The 18,698-nt window shown below is 64.9% G+C and carries 15 protein-coding genes; 3 read left to right on the plus strand and 12 right to left on the minus strand.

Features of this window, described 5'->3' with window-relative positions; translation table 11 throughout:
• Positions 1–21 precede the first annotated feature (21 nt).
• The 11 genes from lpxD to rpsB form a co-directional block, all read right to left on the minus strand.
• A complete protein-coding gene (lpxD, locus tag ACY8GK_RS10690; protein ID WP_462401250.1) occupies positions 22–1,077 on the minus strand; it encodes a UDP-3-O-(3-hydroxymyristoyl)glucosamine N-acyltransferase in 1,056 nt (351 codons plus the stop codon).
• Between the two features lie 2 nt (positions 1,078–1,079).
• Positions 1,080–1,517, minus strand: a complete 438-nt coding sequence (locus tag ACY8GK_RS10695; protein WP_230375815.1) for an OmpH family outer membrane protein — start codon at positions 1,515–1,517, stop codon at positions 1,080–1,082.
• Positions 1,518–1,629: 112 nt separating this feature from the next.
• Positions 1,630–3,978, minus strand: a complete 2,349-nt coding sequence (bamA, locus tag ACY8GK_RS10700) for an outer membrane protein assembly factor BamA (RefSeq protein WP_196177616.1) — start codon at positions 3,976–3,978, stop codon at positions 1,630–1,632.
• A gap of 72 nt (positions 3,979–4,050) precedes the next feature.
• Positions 4,051–5,403: an RIP metalloprotease RseP gene (gene rseP / locus ACY8GK_RS10705; protein WP_462401251.1), complete on the minus strand. Its 1,353-nt coding sequence runs from the start codon at positions 5,401–5,403 to the stop codon at positions 4,051–4,053.
• A gap of 187 nt (positions 5,404–5,590) precedes the next feature.
• Entirely contained in the window at positions 5,591–6,781 is a 1,191-nt protein-coding gene (ispC, locus tag ACY8GK_RS10710) for a 1-deoxy-D-xylulose-5-phosphate reductoisomerase (protein ID WP_462401252.1), read from the minus strand.
• Positions 6,778–7,593 carry a phosphatidate cytidylyltransferase gene (locus ACY8GK_RS10715; protein WP_196177623.1) on the minus strand — a complete coding sequence of 272 codons (816 nt, stop codon included), beginning with the start codon at positions 7,591–7,593 and terminating at the stop codon, positions 6,778–6,780. The genes ispC and ACY8GK_RS10715 overlap by 4 nt, the downstream gene beginning before the upstream one ends.
• The gene (gene uppS / locus ACY8GK_RS10720; protein WP_196177625.1) at positions 7,593–8,348 is read right to left on the minus strand and encodes a polyprenyl diphosphate synthase; all 756 of its coding nucleotides are present in this window, start codon (positions 8,346–8,348) and stop codon (positions 7,593–7,595) included. The genes ACY8GK_RS10715 and uppS overlap by 1 nt, the downstream gene beginning before the upstream one ends.
• A 14-nt stretch (positions 8,349–8,362) precedes the next feature.
• Entirely contained in the window at positions 8,363–8,920 is a 558-nt protein-coding gene (gene frr, locus ACY8GK_RS10725) for a ribosome recycling factor (protein WP_462401253.1), read from the minus strand.
• A complete protein-coding gene (gene pyrH / locus ACY8GK_RS10730; RefSeq protein WP_462401254.1) occupies positions 8,917–9,660 on the minus strand; it encodes a UMP kinase in 744 nt (247 codons plus the stop codon). The genes frr and pyrH overlap by 4 nt, the downstream gene beginning before the upstream one ends.
• Positions 9,661–9,842: 182 nt before the next feature.
• Positions 9,843–10,709, minus strand: coding sequence for a translation elongation factor Ts (gene tsf / locus ACY8GK_RS10735; RefSeq protein ID WP_196177631.1), 867 nt, complete (start codon positions 10,707–10,709; stop codon positions 9,843–9,845).
• Between the two features lie 182 nt (positions 10,710–10,891).
• Positions 10,892–11,629, minus strand: coding sequence for a 30S ribosomal protein S2 (gene rpsB / locus ACY8GK_RS10740; protein WP_196177633.1), 738 nt, complete (start codon positions 11,627–11,629; stop codon positions 10,892–10,894).
• Positions 11,630–11,928: 299 nt separating this feature from the next.
• Between rpsB and map the strand changes: the two genes are divergently transcribed.
• From map to dapC, 3 genes are read left to right on the plus strand one after another with little or no spacing between them, the layout of a single operon-like run.
• A complete protein-coding gene (map, locus tag ACY8GK_RS10745) occupies positions 11,929–12,711 on the plus strand; it encodes a type I methionyl aminopeptidase (RefSeq protein ID WP_462401255.1) in 783 nt (260 codons plus the stop codon).
• Between the two features lie 38 nt (positions 12,712–12,749).
• Positions 12,750–15,449: a [protein-PII] uridylyltransferase gene (locus tag ACY8GK_RS10750; protein WP_462401256.1), complete on the plus strand. Its 2,700-nt coding sequence runs from the start codon at positions 12,750–12,752 to the stop codon at positions 15,447–15,449.
• A gap of 22 nt (positions 15,450–15,471) precedes the next feature.
• Positions 15,472–16,665 carry a succinyldiaminopimelate transaminase gene (dapC, locus tag ACY8GK_RS10755; protein WP_462401257.1) on the plus strand — a complete coding sequence of 398 codons (1,194 nt, stop codon included), beginning with the start codon at positions 15,472–15,474 and terminating at the stop codon, positions 16,663–16,665.
• A 95-nt stretch (positions 16,666–16,760) separates the two neighbouring features.
• On the opposite strand, the gene ACY8GK_RS10760 is transcribed toward dapC, so the two are convergent.
• Positions 16,761–18,428: a Na+/H+ antiporter gene (locus ACY8GK_RS10760; RefSeq protein ID WP_196177641.1), complete on the minus strand. Its 1,668-nt coding sequence runs from the start codon at positions 18,426–18,428 to the stop codon at positions 16,761–16,763.
• Positions 18,429–18,698 lie beyond the last annotated feature (270 nt).

Below are 18,698 nucleotides of genomic sequence, written 5' to 3' on the forward strand. Positions count from 1 at the left end.
ACGCTTGCTCGGAAAATGCTATCAGCCTTCTGATGGCGGCTGGCTGTCCGAGGTCACGGCGGCGACACGTTTTTCCAGCTGGGCCAGACGCTTGGACATCTCGTCGAGCTGGCGAATGCGTGCCGCGCTCTTGCGCCAGTCGGCCAGCGGCTGCATGGCCGTGCCGGACGAATAGGCGCCTGGCTCGGTGATCGAGCGCGTCACCATGGTCATGCCGGAGACGAACACGTTGTCGCAGACGTCGATATGGCCGACCATGCCCACCCCACCTGCGATGGTGCAATGCCTGCCGATCCGCGTGCTGCCGGAAATGCCCACGCAGGCGGCCATGGCGGTATGGTCGCCAACCTGCACGTTGTGGGCGATCTGGATCTGGTTGTCGAGCTTGACCCCATCACCGATGATCGTGTCGGACAGCGCGCCGCGGTCGATGGCGGTATTGACACCGACTTCGACATCGTCACCAAGGGTGACGCCGCCGATCTGCGCGATCTTGCGCCAGGTGCCCTTCTCGTTGGCGAAGCCGAAGCCCTCGCCGCCGATCACCGCGCCCGACTGGATGACCACGCGCTGGCCGATCCTGACGTCGTGGTACAGCGTCACCCGCGGCGCCAGCCAGCCGCCCTCGCCGATCACGCAGCGCGCGCCGATGACGCTGTGGGCTCCAATGGTGACCGCCGCGCCGATGCGCGCGCCGCTTTCGATGACCACGAAGGGCCCGATGCTGGCGCTGGCGTCCACCTGGGCATCCTCGGCCACCACGGCGCTGGGATGAATCCCCGCCACAGCCTTGGGCTTGGGATCGAACAGATGGGAAATGCGCGCATACGCCAGGTACGGGTCCGCGACGATCAGGGCGTTGCCGGCGAAGCCCTCGGCATCGGCCGCCTTGAGCAGCACGGCAGCGGCCTGCGAGCCGTCGAGGTACTTGCGGTACTGCGGATTGGCGAGAAAGCTCAGTTGTCCCGGGCCTGCCTCCTGCAAGGTGGCAAGGCCGGTGATCTGCACTGCCTCGGGGCCGCGCAGGGTGGCCCCGAGGGCCTCGGCCAGCTGGCCGAGCGTCATGGTCACGGTCATGTTCAACGGGCTTGGTTCATGCGCTCGATGACTTGACGGGTGATGTCGTACTGAGGCTTGACATCGATGACCGCGCCGCGCTCGAGCACCAGGTCGTAACCGCCTTTCTTGATCACTTCCTCGACAGCGCCATCGAGCTTGGGCTTGAGCTGCTTGAGCATGTCACGGTCGGCCACGGCCTTGGCTTCGTTGAGCTCCTTGGACTGGAACTGGAAGTCGCGGGCCTTCTGCTTGAACTCGAGCTCCAGGCGCTCGCGCTCCTGCTGGGCCATCTTGTCGCCGCCCTTGATGATACGGTCCTGGATGCCCTTGGCGCTGCTTTCCAGGCTCTTGAGCTTGGTCAGCTGCGGGCCGAACTTCTTCTCGGCATCGACGGCGTACTTCTTCGCCGCGTCGGATTCGAGCAAGGCCATCTGGTAGTTCAGCACGGCAATCTTCATTTCGGCGAAAGCCGGGGTGGCGACCAGCGCCGCAGCCACTGCGGCCAGTTTGATCAACTTACGCACGATGCACTCCTGGAAAAACCGTTGTCGTTGAGCTCGGGACAGACCATCAGAAGGTCTGGCCCAGGGAGAATTGGAACACCTGGGTATCGGCGTCGTCCGGCTTCTTGACCGGCATCGCCAGACTGAAGCTCAACGGGCCGAGCGCGGTGATCCAGGTCACGCCCAGGCCAACGGAGCTGGCCATCCCCGAGAAGCCGACCTTCTCGCAGTCCGGCTTGGAACCGCAATTGGTGTCGAACACGTTACCGACGTCCCAGAATACCGAGGTCCGCAGCGAGCGCTGGTCCTTGACGAACGGCATCGGGAACAGCAGCTCCACGCCGCCCTGGACGAGGACGTTGCCGCCGAACGGCAATGGGTCCTGGTCCGGGTCCTCGATAGTGCCGGGATTAAGGCCTTTGCTGGGGGTGCTACGCGGTCCGAGGCTGCTGTCCTTGAAGCCACGCACGGAGTTGAAACCACCAGCATAGTAGTTCTCGTAGAACGGCAGGCCCGAGGTAGAGCCGAAGCCGTCACCGTAGCCCAGTTCGGTATGCAGGCGCAGGGTGTAGTCGTTGGTGATCGGCTTGAACAGCTGGCCACGGTAGTCGATCTTGAAGAACGACAGGTCGCTGCCCGGCGTGGTGACTTCCGCCGTGAGGCTCTGGGAATGGCCACGGGTCGCCAGCACGCCCTTGTTCAGGGTCGACTCGGACCAGCCGGCCGAAGCTTTGAAGTTCAGGAAGCTATCGCCTTCATCCTTGATGAAATCGAAGATCTCATCGACGGTATAGCGTCCGGTCTTGATCTCGTCCTGCTGCACGGTCAGGCCGAAGCTCAGGCGCGAGGTCTCGCTGATCGGGTAGCCGACGCTGACCCCGGCACCGAGACTGTCCACCGCATAGCTGGCCACGTCGACGTCGAGGTCGTCGTAGTCGGTGCTGCGATAGAAGGCGTTGTAGCCCAGACTGACGCCATCGGCGGTCCAGTAGGGGTCGACGAAGCCGAAGTTGTAGCGGGTCTGGTATTCGCTGCGGTTGAGGCCGATGGAGACCTTGTTGCCGGTGCCGAGGAAGTTGCTCTGGCTGATCGAGCCGCCGAGGATCAGGCCGGCGCTCTGGGCGAAGCCGACGCTGGCGGTGATCGAGCCGGAAGCCTGTTCCTCGACGCTGTAGTTGACGTCGACCTGGTCATCGGTGCCGGGCACCGGCGGCGTCTCGACGTTGGCTTCCTTGAAGAAGCCCAGGCGCTCGAGGCGGGTCTTGGACTGGTCGATCAGGTAGGTCGAGGCCCAGCCGCCTTCCATCTGGCGCATCTCGCGGCGCAGTACCTCGTCCTCGGTCTTGGTGTTGCCGCGGAAGTTGATGCGATTGACGTAGGCACGCTTGCCGGGGTCGACCACGAAGGTGACGTCGACCGTGTGGTCCTGGTCGTTCGGCGTGGGCACGCCATTGACGTTGGCGAAGGTGTAGCCCTCGTTGCCCAGGCGGCGGGTGATCAGCTCGGAAGTCGAGGTCATCACCTTGCGCGAGAACACCTGGCCAGGCTGCACCAGCAGCAGCGAGCGGATCTGCTCTTCCGGGACCTTGAGGTCGCCGGACAGCTTGACGTCGCGAATGCTGTACTTCTCGCCCTCGTTGATGTTCACGGTGATGTAGACATGCTTCTTGTCCGGAGTGATCGACACCTGGGTCGAAGCGATGTCCATGTTGATGTAGCCGCGGTCCAGGTAATAGGAGCGCAGGCGCTCGAGGTCGCCGGACAGCTTCTCGCGAGCATACTTGTCGTCGTTCTTGAGGAACGACAGCCAGTTGGTGGTCTTGAGCTCGAACAGGCGACTGAGCTCGTCATCGTCGAACACGGTGTTGCCGACCACGTTGATGTGCTGGATGGCGGCGACCGTACCTTCGTTGATCTTGATCTTCAGGCCCACGCGGTTTCGCGGCTGCGGCACTACCTCGGCGTCGACCTCGGCCGAATAGCGGCCCTGGGCCACGTACTGGCGCTGCAGTTCGTTGCGCACACCCTCGAGGGTGGCACGCTGGAAGATCTCGCCTTCGGCCAGGCCCGACTGCTTGAGGCCCTTCATCAGGTCTTCGGTACCGATGGCCTTGTTGCCTTCGATCTCGATGCTGGCGACCGAAGGCCGTTCGACCACGTTGATGATCAGGACATTGCCGTCGCGGCTCAGCTGGATGTCCTGGAAGAAGCCGGTCCTGAACAGCGAACGGGTGGACTCCACCAGGCGCCGGTCATCGGCCTGATCGCCCACGTTCAATGGCAGGGCGCCGAACACGCTACCGGCGGAAACCCGCTGGAGACCATTGACTCGGATATCGGAGATGGTGAAGGACTCGGCGTGAACTTCAGCGATCATCAGTGCGGAGAGGACCGCAGTTAGCAGCAGACGTTTCATGAAGTCCTTTTATTCCAACTGGCAATGAACAACCTGCCGCATGGCGGCGGCAGGTTCGAAATGCGCAAAGCGTTAAAGTCGACCCAGATCGTTGATCAGGGCAAGCAGCATCACCCCGACGACCAAACTGATTCCGATCTGGACCCCCCAACCTTGTACCCGATCCGACAGGGGACGACCGCGCGCCCACTCGATCAGGTAGAACAACAGGTGCCCTCCATCCAGTACGGGGATGGGCAGCAGGTTAAGAACCCCCAGGCTTATGCTCAGGTAGGCGAGGAAATTCAGGAAATCACCCACGCCGGACTGGGCCGAAGCGCCCGCCACTTTAGCAATGGTTATCGGTCCGCTCAAGTTTTTTACCGAGAGCTCGCCGAACAGCATTTTCTTCAGCGATTCGAGCGTCAGCACGCTCATGTTCCAGGTCCGCGACAAGCCTTCGCCGACCGCCTCCAGCGGCCCATAGCTGACTTCGCGCAGCATGCTGGCCGGCCATTCGCCGCTCTTCACCCCGGCGCCCAGATAGCCACCGGCGGCCTTGCCCTCGCCGCGATGGCCAAGGGTGACCGGGATTTCCATGGACGCGCCATCGCGCTCGATGCGCAACTGCACCTTGCGGTCGGCGCGCGCGCGCACTTCGTCGACCACCTGCTGCCAGTCGCTTAGCGCCGCGCCGTCGAGCGCCAGCAGGCGATCGCCGGTCTTGAGCCCGGCCGCCGCGGCAGGCCCTTTGGGGTCGAGTTCGGCCAGCACCGGCGCGATCGCCGGGCGCCACGGCTGCAGGCCGAGCGACTGGATCGGGTCCGGCTCGTCGACGTTGCGCAGCCAGTCGTCGAGCCGCACTTCGTGCTGGCGCACGCTGTCGGCCCCGTCGTCGAGCACGCCCAGGCGCAGCGTTCCGCTCTCGCCGAGGCGGCGCACCAGTTGCAGGTTGACCGCCGACCAGCCACTGGTTGGCTTGCCATCGATGGAAACAATTTCCTGGCCGGCGGCGAGCCCGGCCTGGGCCGCGAGGCTACCGGGCTCCACTGCGCCGATCACCGGACGGATCTGCTGAGTACCGAGCATCGCCAGCAGCCAGAAGAACAGGATGGCCAGCAGGAAGTTGGCTACCGGGCCGGCGGCGACGATGGCGATGCGCTGCCCCACCGACTTGCGGTTGAACGACTGGTCGGCCAGCGCCGCCGGGACCGTGCCCTCGCGCTCGTCGAGCATCTTGACGTAGCCGCCCAGCGGAATCGCCGCGATGACGAACTCGGTGCCATGCCGGTCGTGCCAGCGCAGCAAGGGCGTGCCGAAGCCGACCGAGAAGCGCAGCACCTTGACGCCACAGCGCCGCGCCACCCAGAAGTGGCCGAACTCGTGGAAGGTGACCAGCACGCCAAGTGCCAGCAAGGTGCCGATGATCATGTAGAGCGCAGTCATGTCTATCTCCGAATGACGTCCAGCATTGCCTGCTGCGGCCGCGACAGCCCAGGCTCGGTACGAAAAGGGCCTGGACGACGGCCATGCCGCGTCGAACCCGGCTCGCGATGCTCAATGGCAGCAGGCAAGCAGTGCATCCTCGCCCGTGCTCGCCTCGATCGCCAGCTGGCGGCCCTGGCCACAAAGCCTAGCGATGATGACGATCCAGCCATTGCCGAGCCAGCTCCCGGGCGCGCAGGTCGGCGGCGAACACCGCATCCAACGAGGCCATCGGCACCACGGGGTCGCGCTCGAGCACGTGCTCGATGATACCCGCGATCTCCGGGAAACGGATACGCCGCTGGAGAAATGCCTCCACCGCCACCTCGTTCGCCGCATTGAGCACTGCCGCCGCGCTGCCCCCGGCCTCGGCGGCCTGGCGCGCCAGGCGCAGGCATGGAAAGCGCTGCTCGTCGGGCGCCTGGAAGTCCAGGCGGGCGATGGCGAACAGGTCGAGCGGCGCGACACCGGAGTCGATCCGCTGCGGCCAGGCCAGGGCATTGGCGATCGGCGTGCGCATGTCGGGGTTGCCCAGCTGCGCCAGCACCGAACCGTCGATGTAGTCTACCAGCGAGTGGATGACGCTTTGTGGATGGACCACCACCTCGACCCTGGACGGTGGCGCGTCGAACAGCCAGCAGGCCTCGATCAGCTCGAGCCCCTTGTTCATCATGCTCGCCGAGTCGACCGAGATCTTCCGGCCCATGGACCAGTTGGGGTGCGCACAGGCTTGCTCCGGCGTGACATCGACCAGCGCGTCGGGCGGCGTCTGGCGGAATGGCCCGCCGGACGCGGTCAGCAGGATCCGTCGCACCCCTACCTCGTCCAAGCCACGGGCATAGTCCCCTGGCAGACACTGGAAGATGGCGTTGTGCTCGCTGTCGATGGGCAGCAACACGGCGCCACTGCGCCGCACCGCATCCATGAACAAGGCGCCGGACATCACCAGCGCCTCCTTGTTGGCCAGCAGCACCTTCTTGCCGGCCTCGACCGCCGCAAGCGTCGGCCGCAGGCCAGCGGCACCGACGATGGCCGCCATCACCGCATCCACTTCCACGGCCGCCGCCACCTCGCACAGCCCCGCCTCGCCCACCAGCACTTCGGACGCGCAACCGGCCGCGGCCAGCCCCGCGCGCAGGCGCGTGGCCGCCGCGTCATCCGGGACCACCGCACAGGCTGGACGATGGCGCAGGCACAGGGCGAGCAGTTCGTCGAGCCGGGAAAAGCCGCTCAGGGCATGCACCTGGTAGCGCTCGGGATGACGGCCGATGACGTCGAGGGTGCTCAGGCCGATCGAACCCGTGGCACCGAGCACGGTGATGCGTTGCACGTGGCTCACATGACACCCCATTCGGCCGCCCATAGCAGCACGGCGAATATCGGAATCGCTGCGGTCAGGCTGTCGATACGATCGAGCACGCCCCCATGGCCCGGCAGCAGGTTGCTACTGTCCTTGATCCCGCAGCGGCGCTTGAACATGCTTTCGGTCAGGTCGCCGATCACCGACGACAGCACCACCAGGGCTGCGCCGACCAGGCCGGCCAGCAGCTCGCCGATCCCCCAGTCGCGATAGAGCGCCACGCCAAGGGTGATGGCAAGGCTCACGGCCAGGCCACCATATACCCCCTCCCAGCTCTTGCCAGGACTCACCTGGGGCGCCAGCTTGCGCCTGCCGAATGTCCGTCCGGCGAAATAGGCACCGATGTCCGCCGCCCAGACCAGGACCATCACGGAAAGAATCAGCCAGTTGCCCATCGTCCAGTGCTTGAGCAGGACCAGCCCTTGCCAGGCCGGCAGCAGGATCAGCAGGCCGATCAGCAGGCGACAGGCCACGCTTGCCCACAACTCGCTGCTGCGTGGATAGGTCAGTACCAGCCAGGTGGCCAGGGCCCACCAGATCACCGAGGCACCCAGCACCCATGGCGCCAGGTCCGGCATCAGGTAGAGCAGCAGCAATGCGCCCGCCACGACCGCGGCGTAGGCGGCGCGCAAGGGCTGCGCCTCGAGACCGGCCAGGCGCGCCCACTCCCAAGCACCAAGACTGACCACCAGGCCGATGAACAGGGCGAAGGCGCCACCGCCGAGCAGGAAGAACCCGCCCAGCGCCACCGGCAACAGGATCAGCGCGGTGATGATACGTTGTCTAAGCATTAGGCACGGGCTCCAGCCTCGACCTGCTCGCTGGTCCTTCCGAAGCGGCGCTGGCGCGAAGCGAAATCGGCCAGCGCGTTGCGCATGGCCTCGTGTTTGAAGTCCGGCCAGTACAGGTCGGAGAAGTACAGCTCGGCATAGGCCAGCTGCCAGAGCAGGAAATTGCTGATGCGGTGCTCGCCACCGGTGCGGATGCACAGGTCCGGCAGCGGCAGGTCGCCGGTGGCCAGGCAGTTCTGCAACAGACCGGGGGTGATATCGTCCGGGCGCAGGTGCCCCGCCTGCACTTCGCGCGCCAGCTGCTGTGCAGCCTGGGCAATGTCCCACTGGCCGCCATAGTTGGCGGCGATCTGCAGGATGAAGCGACCGCTGCCAGCGGTCAGCGCCTCGGCTTCGCGCATGGCGGCCTGCAGCTCCGGGTGGAAACGCGAGCGATCGCCGATGATCCGCAGCGAGATATTGTTCTCGCGCAGTCGTCGAGCCTCCCGACGCAATGCCGAGAAGAACAGCTCCATGAGCGCACCCACCTCGTCGGCGGGACGCTGCCAGTTCTCGCTGGAGAAGGCGAACAGCGTGAGCACTTCGACCTTGGCCTGAGCGCAGACCTCGATCACCGCGCGAACCGCGTCGACGCCGGCCTTGTGCCCGGCGACGCCGGGCAGCAGGCGTCGTTTCGCCCAGCGGTTGTTGCCGTCCATGATGATAGCGACATGACGCGGCACCGAGCCCGGCGCCGCCTGCTTGGTCTTTTCCATTGGAAACCCCGGCCTCAGACGGCCATCAGGTCCTTTTCCTTGGCCTTGAACGCGGCATCGATCTCGGCGACGAACTTGTCGGTCAGCTTCTGGATCTCGTCCGCTGCGCGACGCTCTTCGTCTTCGCTGATTTCCTTGTCCTTGGTCAGCTTCTTCAGGTCGGCCAGCGCGTCGCGGCGAACATTGCGCACGGCGACCTTGGCATCCTCGGCGACGCCGCTGGCCTGCTTGGTGTAGCCCTTGCGGGTTTCCTCGGTCAGGGCCGGCATCGGCACGCGGATGGTGGTGCCGGCACTGGATGGATTCAGGCCCAGGTCGGAGGTCAGGATGGCCTTCTCGATGGCGGCGCTGAGGTTCTTGTCATGGGCGACGATCTTCAGGGCGCGGGCATCCTCGACGGTGACCGCGGCCACCTGGTTCAGCGGCATTTCGCTACCCCAGGCCGGCACCTTGACGCTGTCCAGGATGCTCGGGTGGGCACGACCGGTGCGGATGGCCGCCAGGTTGCGGCCAAGGGCCTCGATGGACTTGCCCATGCGCTCCTGAGCTTGTTTCTTGATGTCGTTGATCATGCTTGGCCTTCCTCGATCAGGGTTCCTTCGGCGCCGCCCACCACGATGTTCAGCAGGGCGCCAGGCTTGTTCATGTTGAATACCCGCAACGGCATCTTGTGGTCGCGACACAGGCAGATTGCGGTCAGGTCCATCACCCCGAGCTTGCGATCCAGGACCTCGTCGTAGGTCAGATGATCGAACTTCTCGGCATGCGGGTCCTTGAACGGATCGGCAGTGTACACGCCATCGACCTTGGTTGCCTTGAGCACCACGTCGGCATCGATCTCGATGGCGCGCAGGCAAGCGGCGGAATCGGTGGTGAAGAACGGGTTGCCGGTACCGGCGGAGAAAATTACCACATCCCCGGACGAGAGGTGGCGAATAGCTTTGCGGCGATCGTAATGATCGGTGACCCCGACCATGGAAATGGCGGACATCACGATGGCCGAGATATTCGAGCGCTCGAGCGCATCGCGCATGGCCAGGGCGTTCATCACCGTGGCCAGCATGCCCATGTGGTCACCGGTGACCCGGTCCATGCCGGCAGCGCTGAGCGCGGCGCCGCGGAACAGGTTGCCGCCACCGATCACCAGGCCGACCTGGACACCGATACCGACCAGCTGGCCGACTTCCAGGGCCATGCGATCCAGGACTTTCGGATCGATGCCAAACTCTTCCGAACCCATCAGGGCCTCGCCGCTAAGTTTGAGCAAAATGCGTTTATAGCGAGGTTGGCGACCACTCACCTGCTGAGCCATTGCGAGTCTCTCCTGCGGCGTTGTAAAGAAAATTCCGAGCGGGCTGGATACAGCCTGCTAACTGTAGCGCGGCGCTGTTTGCGCGCCAGCGGGAAGCCGGCCGGATAAACCGTTCCCCGCTTTGACAAAGAGGCTGCGCGCGTAAGCGGGCAGCCTCTTCGGTTCGACAGACGGGGTCCGTCTTATTGCTTCTGGGCAGCAGCCACTTGAGCAGCAACTTCGGCAGCGAAGTTGTCTTCTTTCTTCTCGATGCCTTCACCGACTTCGTAGCGGACGAAGGAAACGATCTCGGCACCGGCTTTCTTGGCCAGCTCGCCGACCTTGACTTCCGGATCCATGACGAAGGCTTGCTCGACCAGGCTGGCTTCGGCCAGGAACTTGGCGATACGACCCTTGATCATGTTCTCGACGATGTTTTCCGGCTTGCCGGCGATCTTGTCGGCGTTGAGCTGCAGGAAGATCTCCTTTTCCTTGGCGACCAGCTCGTCGGACACGTCTTCCGGACGCACGACTTCCGGCTTGGAAGCGGCCACGTGCATGGCGATCTTCTTGGCCAGCTCCTCGTCACCGCCCTTGAGCACGACCAGGACACCGATGCGGTGGCCGTGCAGGTACGAACCGAGGACATCGCCTTCGACGGCGGTCAGGCGACGGATGTTGACGTTCTCGCCGCACTTGGCGACCAGGGCTTCGCGAGCCGCTTCGCGCGAGGCGATCAGCGGGGCCGCGTCGGTCAGCTTCTGCTCGAACGCTTCGTTCAGGCTGTCCTTGACGAACGCCTTGAAGTCGTCCTGCAGGGCCAGGAAGTCGGTCTGCGAGTTGACTTCGATGATCAGGCCACGACCGCCTTCGGCGCGCACGGCGATGGAACCTTCGGCAGCGATGTTGCCAGCCTTCTTGGCAGCCTTGATGGCGCCGGAAGCACGCATGTCGTCGATGGCCTTCTCGATGTCGCCACCGGCAGCGACCAGCGCCTTCTTGCATTCCATCATGCCCTGGCCGGTACGCTCACGCAGTTCCTTGACCAGCGCTGCAGTAATTTCTGCCATTTCAAAATCCTCTGGGATAGGTTTTCAACCATTCCACCCGCTCGTCACGGGCGCTCAATCTGCAATCCGCTGCCCGATGCCAGCCGGGCAAGCATGCCAAGGCTTTTGGACAGCAGGATTTCAAGGTGGCAAAAAGGGGGCCGAGCCCCCTTTTCGCGTGCCAAGTAGACGCCAGGCGTCAATTACTCGGCAGCAGGTGCAGCCGCTTCTTCAGCGTAGACTTCGGTGCCGCCGGCAACGTTGTTGCGGCCGCGGATGACCGCGTCGGCCATCGAATTCATGTACAGCTCGATGGCGCGGATGGCGTCGTCGTTGCCTGGGATGACGTAGTCGACGCCTTCCGGGCTGCTGTTGGTATCGACAACGCCGATGACCGGGATGCCCAGCTTGTTGGCTTCGGTGATGGCGATGCGCTCGTGCTCGACGTCGATCACGAACAGGGCATCAGGCAGGCCGCCCATGTCCTTGATGCCGCCCAGGCTGCGATCGAGCTTCTCCAGATCGCGCGAGCGCATCAGGGCTTCTTTCTTGGTCAGCTTGGCGAAGGTGCCGTCTTCGGCCTGGGTTTCCAGGTCGCGCAGACGCTTGATCGAGGCGCGGATGGTCTTGTAGTTGGTCAGCATGCCGCCCAACCAGCGGTGGTCGACGTATGGCGAACCGCAACGGGCTGCCTGCTCGGCGACGATCTTGCCGGCGGAACGCTTGGTGCCGACGAACAGGATCTTGTTCTTGCCCTGGGCCAGGCGCTCGACGAACGACAGCGCGTCGTTGAACAGCGGCAGGGTTTTTTCCAGGTTGATGATGTGGATCTTGTTACGCGCGCCGAAGATGTACTTGCCCATCTTCGGGTTCCAGTAACGGGTCTGGTGGCCGAAGTGCACACCGGCCTTCAGCATATCGCGCATGTTGACTTGGGACATGATTGTTCCTTGATAAGTCGGGTTGGGCCTCCACGTATCCCAATGACCAACCGCGAACCTGACGATTCACGGCACCCAGGCCATCGTGCCGACACGTGTGTGGGTTTGGGCTTTCGAGGTCGTCCCCGAAAGCGGCGCATGTTATACCACAAGCCGCCGCCGAACGGAACCCGCGCATGCGCGCGCCCGTCCGGCCGCTTTGCAGCTTCCCGGCAAAGCGTCCAGAATGAAGCGTGGGTCTGGTAGAATCGGCCCTTTCCGTTCGTTCGCGCCCTGGGCGCCGCCGTAGAGAGCCTGCAATGACCGTAACCATCAAGACCGCAGAAGACATCGAGAAGATGCGCATCGCCGGCCGCCTGGCCGCAGAAGTGCTCGAGATGATCGAGGAACACGTCAAGCCCGGCGTGACCACCGAAACGCTCGACCGGCTGTGCCGCGACTACATCGTCGATATCCAGAAGGCCATTCCCGCGCCGCTCAACTACAAGGGCTTTCCCAAGTCGATCTGCACCTCGATCAACCACGTCGTGTGCCACGGCATCCCTGCCGACAAGCCGCTCAAGGACGGCGACACGCTGAACATCGACATCACCGTGATCAAGGACGGCTACCACGGCGACACCAGCCGCATGTTCCACGTCGGCAGCGTGGCGCCCTGGGCCGAGCGCCTGTCGAAGGTCACCCAGGAATGCCTGTACAAGGCCATCGAGCTGGTCCGCCCGGGCTGCAGGCTCGGCGATATCGGCGAGGTGATCCAGAAGCATGCGGAGAAGAACGGCTTCTCGGTAGTGCGCGAGTTCTGCGGCCACGGGATCGGCAAGGTATTCCACGAGGAGCCCCAGGTGCTGCACTACGGCAAGGCCGGCACCGGCATGGAACTCAGGGAAGGCATGACCTTCACCATCGAGCCGATGATCAACCAGGGCAAGGCCGACACCAAGGTGCTGGGCGACGGCTGGACCGCCATCACCAAGGACCGCAAGCTCTCGGCGCAATGGGAACACACGATCCTGGTGACGGCCGGCGGCTACGAGATCCTGACCCTGCGCAAGGATGACACCATCGCGCACACCTCTGCCTGACCGGCCGAGGTTCGCCCTCAAGACAGGAACGCGACCCGATGCCGCAAGTGGATCCCGAACTGTTCGACCGTGGCCAGTTCCAGGCCGAGCTGGCCCTCAAGGCCAGCCCCATCGCCGCCTTCAAGAAGGCCATCCGCCAGGCCACGGAAGTGCTCGACCGGCGCTTTCGCGAAGGCCGCGAGGTGCGCCGCCTGGTCGAGGACCGGGCCTGGTTCGTCGACAACCTGCTGCAGCAGGCCTGGAGCCGTTTCGACTGGGGCGACGCCAGCGGCATCGCCCTGGTCGCGGTCGGCGGCTACGGGCGCGGCGAGCTTCATCCGCATTCGGACATCGACCTGCTGATCCTGCTGGGCGACGCCGAGCACGAACGCCATCGCGAGGCGATCGAGCAACTGCTCACCCTGCTCTGGGACATCGGCCTGGAAGTCGGCCAGAGCGTGCGCAGCGTCGAGGAATGCGCCGAACAGGCGCGCGCCGACATCACGGTCATCACCAACCTGATGGAAAGCCGCACCATCGCCGGCCCCGAGGCATTGCGCCAGCGCATGCTGGAAGTCACCAGCACCGCCCACATGTGGCCGAGCAAGGCGTTCTTCCTGGCCAAGCGCGCCGAGCTCAAGGCACGCCACCACAAGTACAACGACACCGAGTACAACCTCGAGCCCAACGTCAAGGGTTCTCCTGGCGGGCTGCGGGACATCCAGACCGTGCTATGGATGGCGCGCCGGCACTATGGCACGCTGAACCTGCGCGCCCTGGCCGGGGAAGGTTTCCTGTTGGAAAGCGAGAGCGAGCTGCTGGCCTGCTCCCAGGCCTTCCTGTGGAAGGTTCGCTACGCCCTGCACATGCTTGCCGGGCGCGCCGAGGATCGCCTGCTGTTCGACCATCAGCGCAGCATCGCCGGCCTGCTCGGCTACAGCGACGACAATCCCAAGCGGGCCATCGAACGGTTCATGCAGCAGTACTACCGCGTGGTGATGAGCATCAGCCAGCTGTGCGACCTGATCATCCAGCATTTCGAAGAAGTCATCCTGGCCGACGACAGCGGCAGCACCCAGCCGCTCAATGCCCGCTTCCGGCTGCACGATGGCTATATCGAGGCGGTCGGCCCGCAGGTCTTCCGGCGCACGCCGTTCGCCATGCTGGAGATCTTCGTGCTGATGGCCCAGCATTCGGAGATCAGGGGTGTGCGGGCCGATACGGTGCGCCTGTTGCACGAGCATCTTCACCTGATCGACGACAGGTTCCGCCACGATATCCGCAACACCAGCCTGTTCATCGAGCTGTTCAAGTGCGAGACCGGCATCCATCGCAACCTGCGCCGGATGAACCGCTACGGCATCCTTGGCCGCTACCTGCCCGAGTTCGGCCTGATCGTCGGGCAGATGCAGCATGACCTGTTCCACATCTATACGGTCGACGCGCACACCCTCAACCTCATCAAGCACCTGCGCAAGCTGCAGTACACCCCGGTGTCGGAGAAGTTTCCGCTGGCCAGCAAGCTCATGGGATGCCTGCCCAAGCCCGAGCTGATCTACCTCGCCGGCCTGTATCACGACATCGGCAAAGGCCGCCAGGGCGACCATTCCGAGCTCGGCGCGGTGGATGCCGAGGCCTTCTGCAAGCGTCACCAGCTGCCGGCCTGGGACAGCCGGCTGATCGTCTGGCTGGTGCGCAACCACCTGGTGATGTCCACCACCGCCCAGCGCAAGGACCTCTCCGACCCGCAGGTGATCAACGACTTCGCCCTGCTGGTCGGCGACGAGACTCGCCTGGACTACCTGTACGTGCTGACGGTGGCCGACATCAACGCCACCAACCCGAGCCTGTGGAATTCCTGGCGCGCCAGCCTGCTGCGCCAGCTCTACAGCGAGACCAAGCGCGCCCTGCGCCGGGGCCTGGAGAACCCGCTCGATCGCGAGGAACTGATCCGCCAGACCCAGAGCGCCGCGCTGGACATCCTGGTCCGCGAGGGCACCGACCCGGACGATGTGGAGCAGCTCTGGTCCCAGCTGGGCGACGATTATTTCCTGCGTCACACCTCGGCCGACGTGGCCTGGCACACCGATGCCATCCTGCAGCAGCCAGCCGATGGCGCACCCTTGGTGCTGATCAAGGAAACCACTCAGCGCGAGTTCGAGGGCGGGACGCAGATCTTCATCTACGCGCCCGACCAGCACGATTTCTTCGCCGTGACCGTAGCCGCGATGTCCCAGCTCAACCTGAACATCCACGATGCGCGGATCATCACCTCCAGCAGCCAGTTCACCCTCGACACCTACATCGTCCTGGACAACGACGGCGGTTCGATCGGCGACAACCCGCAGCGGGTCCGGCAGATCCGCGAAGGGCTGGCCGAGGCGCTGCGCAACCCCGAGGACTATCCGACCATCATCCAGCGCCGAGTGCCACGCCAGCTCAAGCATTTCACCTTCGCCCCACAGGTGATCATCCACAACGATGCCCAGCGGCCGGTGACCGTCCTCGAACTGATCGCGCCGGATCGCCCCGGGCTGCTGGCGCGCATCGGGCGGATCTTCCTGGAGTTCGACCTGTCGTTGCAGAACGCCAAGATCGCCACCCTCGGCGAGCGCGTGGAAGACGTGTTCTTCATCACCGACGCCGACAACCAGCCGCTGTCCGACCCACAGCTGTGCAGCCGCCTGCAGGAAGCCATCGTGCAGCAGCTGCAGGCCGGCCAGCAAAGCGACAACAGCCCTACCCGCGTGACCTTCTAACGTTTGACGAGACCTTGCGCCGATGAACCATGCCCTGACCCAGCTTCAGCCCTATCCGTTCGAGAAACTCCGCGCCCTGCTCGGGGACGTACAGCCGGCGGCGGACAAACGCGCCATCGCCCTGTCGATCGGCGAGCCGAAGCATGAATCGCCAGCGTTCGTCGCCCAGGCGCTGGCCGACAACCTGGCGAAGCTGGCGGTCTACCCAAGCACGGCCGGCCTGCCCGCGCTGCGCCAGGCGATCGTCCAGTGGTGCGAGCGCCGCTTCGGCGTGCCGGCCGGCTGGCTGGATGCCGAGCGCCATGTGCTGCCGGTCAACGGCACGCGCGAGGCGCTGTTCGCCTTCACCCAGGCGGTGGTCGACCGTACCGCTGAGGGCCTGGTGGTCAGCCCCAACCCCTTCTACCAGATCTACGAAGGTGCCGCGCTGTTGGCCGGGGCCACCCCGCACTACCTGCCGTGCCTGGAAAGCAACGGCTTCAATCCGGACTTCGATGCCGTCCCGGCGGACGTCTGGCAGCGCTGCCAGATCCTCTTCCTCTGCTCGCCCGGCAACCCGACCGGCGCGCTGGTGCCGATCGAGACGCTCAAGAAGCTGATCGCGCTGGCCGACGAGCATGACTTCGTGATCGCCGCCGACGAGTGCTACAGCGAACTGTACTTCGACGAAGAGAATCCGCCACCCGGCCTGCTGAGCGCCTGCGCCGAACTGGGCCGCAGCGACTTCAGACGCTGCGTGGTGTTCCACAGCCTGTCCAAGCGCTCCAACCTGCCTGGGCTGCGCTCCGGCTTCGTCGCCGGCGACGCCGACATCATCAGGCCCTTCCTGCTCTACCGCACCTACCACGGCTGCGCCATGCCGGTGCAGACCCAGCTGGCCAGCATCGCCGCCTGGCAGGACGAAGCGCATGTGCGCGACAACCGTGACCAGTACCGGGCCAAGTTCGACGCGGTGCTGGATATCCTCCAGCCAGTGCTCGACGTCCAGCGTCCCGACGGTAGCTTCTACCTGTGGGCCAAGGTGCCGGGCGACGATGCCGCCTTCGCCCGCGACCTGTTCGAGGCCGAGCACGTCACCGTGGTGCCGGGTTCCTACCTGTCGCGCGAGGTCGATGGCGTCAATCCTGGCGCCGGCCGGGTGCGCATGGCGCTGGTGGCCTCCTTGCAAGAGTGCGTCGAGGCGGCCACGCGCATTCGCGACCATCTGGCGCGCTGACAGCGGGCCTGGCCGCTACGCGGCAATGCCCCAAGGCCCGCGATCCATTCCAGGCCCATGAGGTCGCGTTCCGGACAAGGCATTCATGTCACGGTTTACCCTGGCTGAGCTCCGCCATGTCTGGTCTGGCCGAGATGCGCCTCGCTCAGGTCCAGCTCGCCCAGCACCTGGCGCACGACCTCGTCGCCGACCAGGTGCTGGCGATGCAGCTCGTAGAGCTCCAGACGCTGGGCGCGCAGCGCCTGCAGGCGCAGGCGACGCTCCAGCAGATCCATCTGCTCGGCCACCGCCCGCGCCTCGGCAGTGTGGTTGTAGCTGTCGAGCTGGTCGCGGTACTCGGCCATCAGCCGTCCCTTGAGTTCCACCGCCATGCTCGCCACGGATGCATCCTGTGATGCACCGGCGTCACCCAGCTGCTCGGCTTCCAGCGCGCGGATGGCCGCCTCGGCCGTGCGGCGCCAGGCTTCCTGCACTTCCTGCTCGAGACGTTCGTCGGGGCTTCTGGTCACGCCGCGCAGCAACAAAGGCAAGGCGACGCAGGCGCTGACCAGCGAAAGCAGGATCACCCCCGCCGCGATGAAGATCAGCAGGTCGCGCTCGGGGAAGTCCTGGCCGGCGCTGATCAGCAAGGGTACCGACATCACGCCGGCCAGAGTGACGGCGCCACGCACCCCACCCACGGTCAGCAGCCAGCAGGAGCGCGCGGTCGGCACCAGCACCAGCGCCGGTTTGCCACGCCAGCGCCGAATCACGCCGATGGCGCGCCAGATGCTCTGCACCCAGACATAGCGCAGCAACACCAGCACCACGAAGATCGCCAGTACATCCAGGCAGCGCCAGAACAGCGTTGGCCAGAGGGAGGCCTCGTGGCTGACGACTGCCTTGGCGATGTCCGGCAGCTGCAGGCCCAACAACAGGAAGATCAGGCCGTTGAAGGCAAACTCCAACAGCGACCAGACGCTGCGATTGAGCAGGCGCGTGCTGGTCTGACGTGGCAACAGGTCGAGCCAGCTCTGCATCATGCCAGCGGCCACCGCAGACAGGATGCCGGAGGCGCCCAAGCGTTCGGCCAGCACATAGGCGGCGAACGGCAACAGCAGCATGAAGACTACATGCGTGGCCGGGTCATCCCAACCTCGAGCGATCATCCAGGCCCGCAAGCGTCCCACCAGCCAGCTCAGGGCCACCCCAGTGGCCAAGCCGCCCAGCGCCACCAGCAGGAAGGTCACGCTGGCCTCGGCCAGGGAGAAGACGCCGGTGATGGCAGCGGCGAGAGCGAACTTGAAGGTCACCAGGCCGGAGGCATCGTTCATCAGCGCCTCGCCCTGCAGCATGTGCATCAGCGGCTTGGGCAGCCGGTCCTGGGTGATGGCCGAGACCGCCACGGCATCGGTGGGCGACAGCACGGCGGCCAGGGCAAAGGCCACCGGCAATGGAATGCTTGGCAACAACCAGTGGATGAAGTAGCCAGCCCCTAGCACGGTGAACAGCACCAGCCCCACCGCCAGCGCCACTACGGGACCGCGCAGGCGCCACAGCTCGCGCTTGGGCATGCGCCAACCGTCGACGAACAGCAGCGGCGGCAGGAATAGGAACAGGAACAGTTCCGGATCCAGCGCCACGTGCAGGCCGAGCGTCGGCCAGGCCAACAAGGCCCCGGCGGCGATCTGCACCAACGGCAGCGGCAGCGGCACCACACGCCCCACCAGCTTCGACAGGCTCACCAAGGTCAGAAGGATGAAGACAGTGTAGGCAGACTGCATGCGGCGTGTTCCTGTGTGAATCGAATAGGCGACGGCGGGGGATGCCCACTAACAAGACACCATGTTACCGGTGAAAGGTCCGAGTGCACCGCTGCACGAAAGTCGCAGCACACGCTCTACAGCGCAATGGCGGCGCACCGGAACGATCCTGGTTTTGCCGGGGCGGGCTCGAGCATCAGCCCATGCGAGCAAGTCGCAGAGCAGCATGGCGGCACACCCCCTGGCTTACCCAGATCCGATACCCGATCGAGCAAGCATGCTCTGGCACGC

It is taken from the genome of Pseudomonas sp. Marseille-QA0332, from assembly GCF_054950175.1.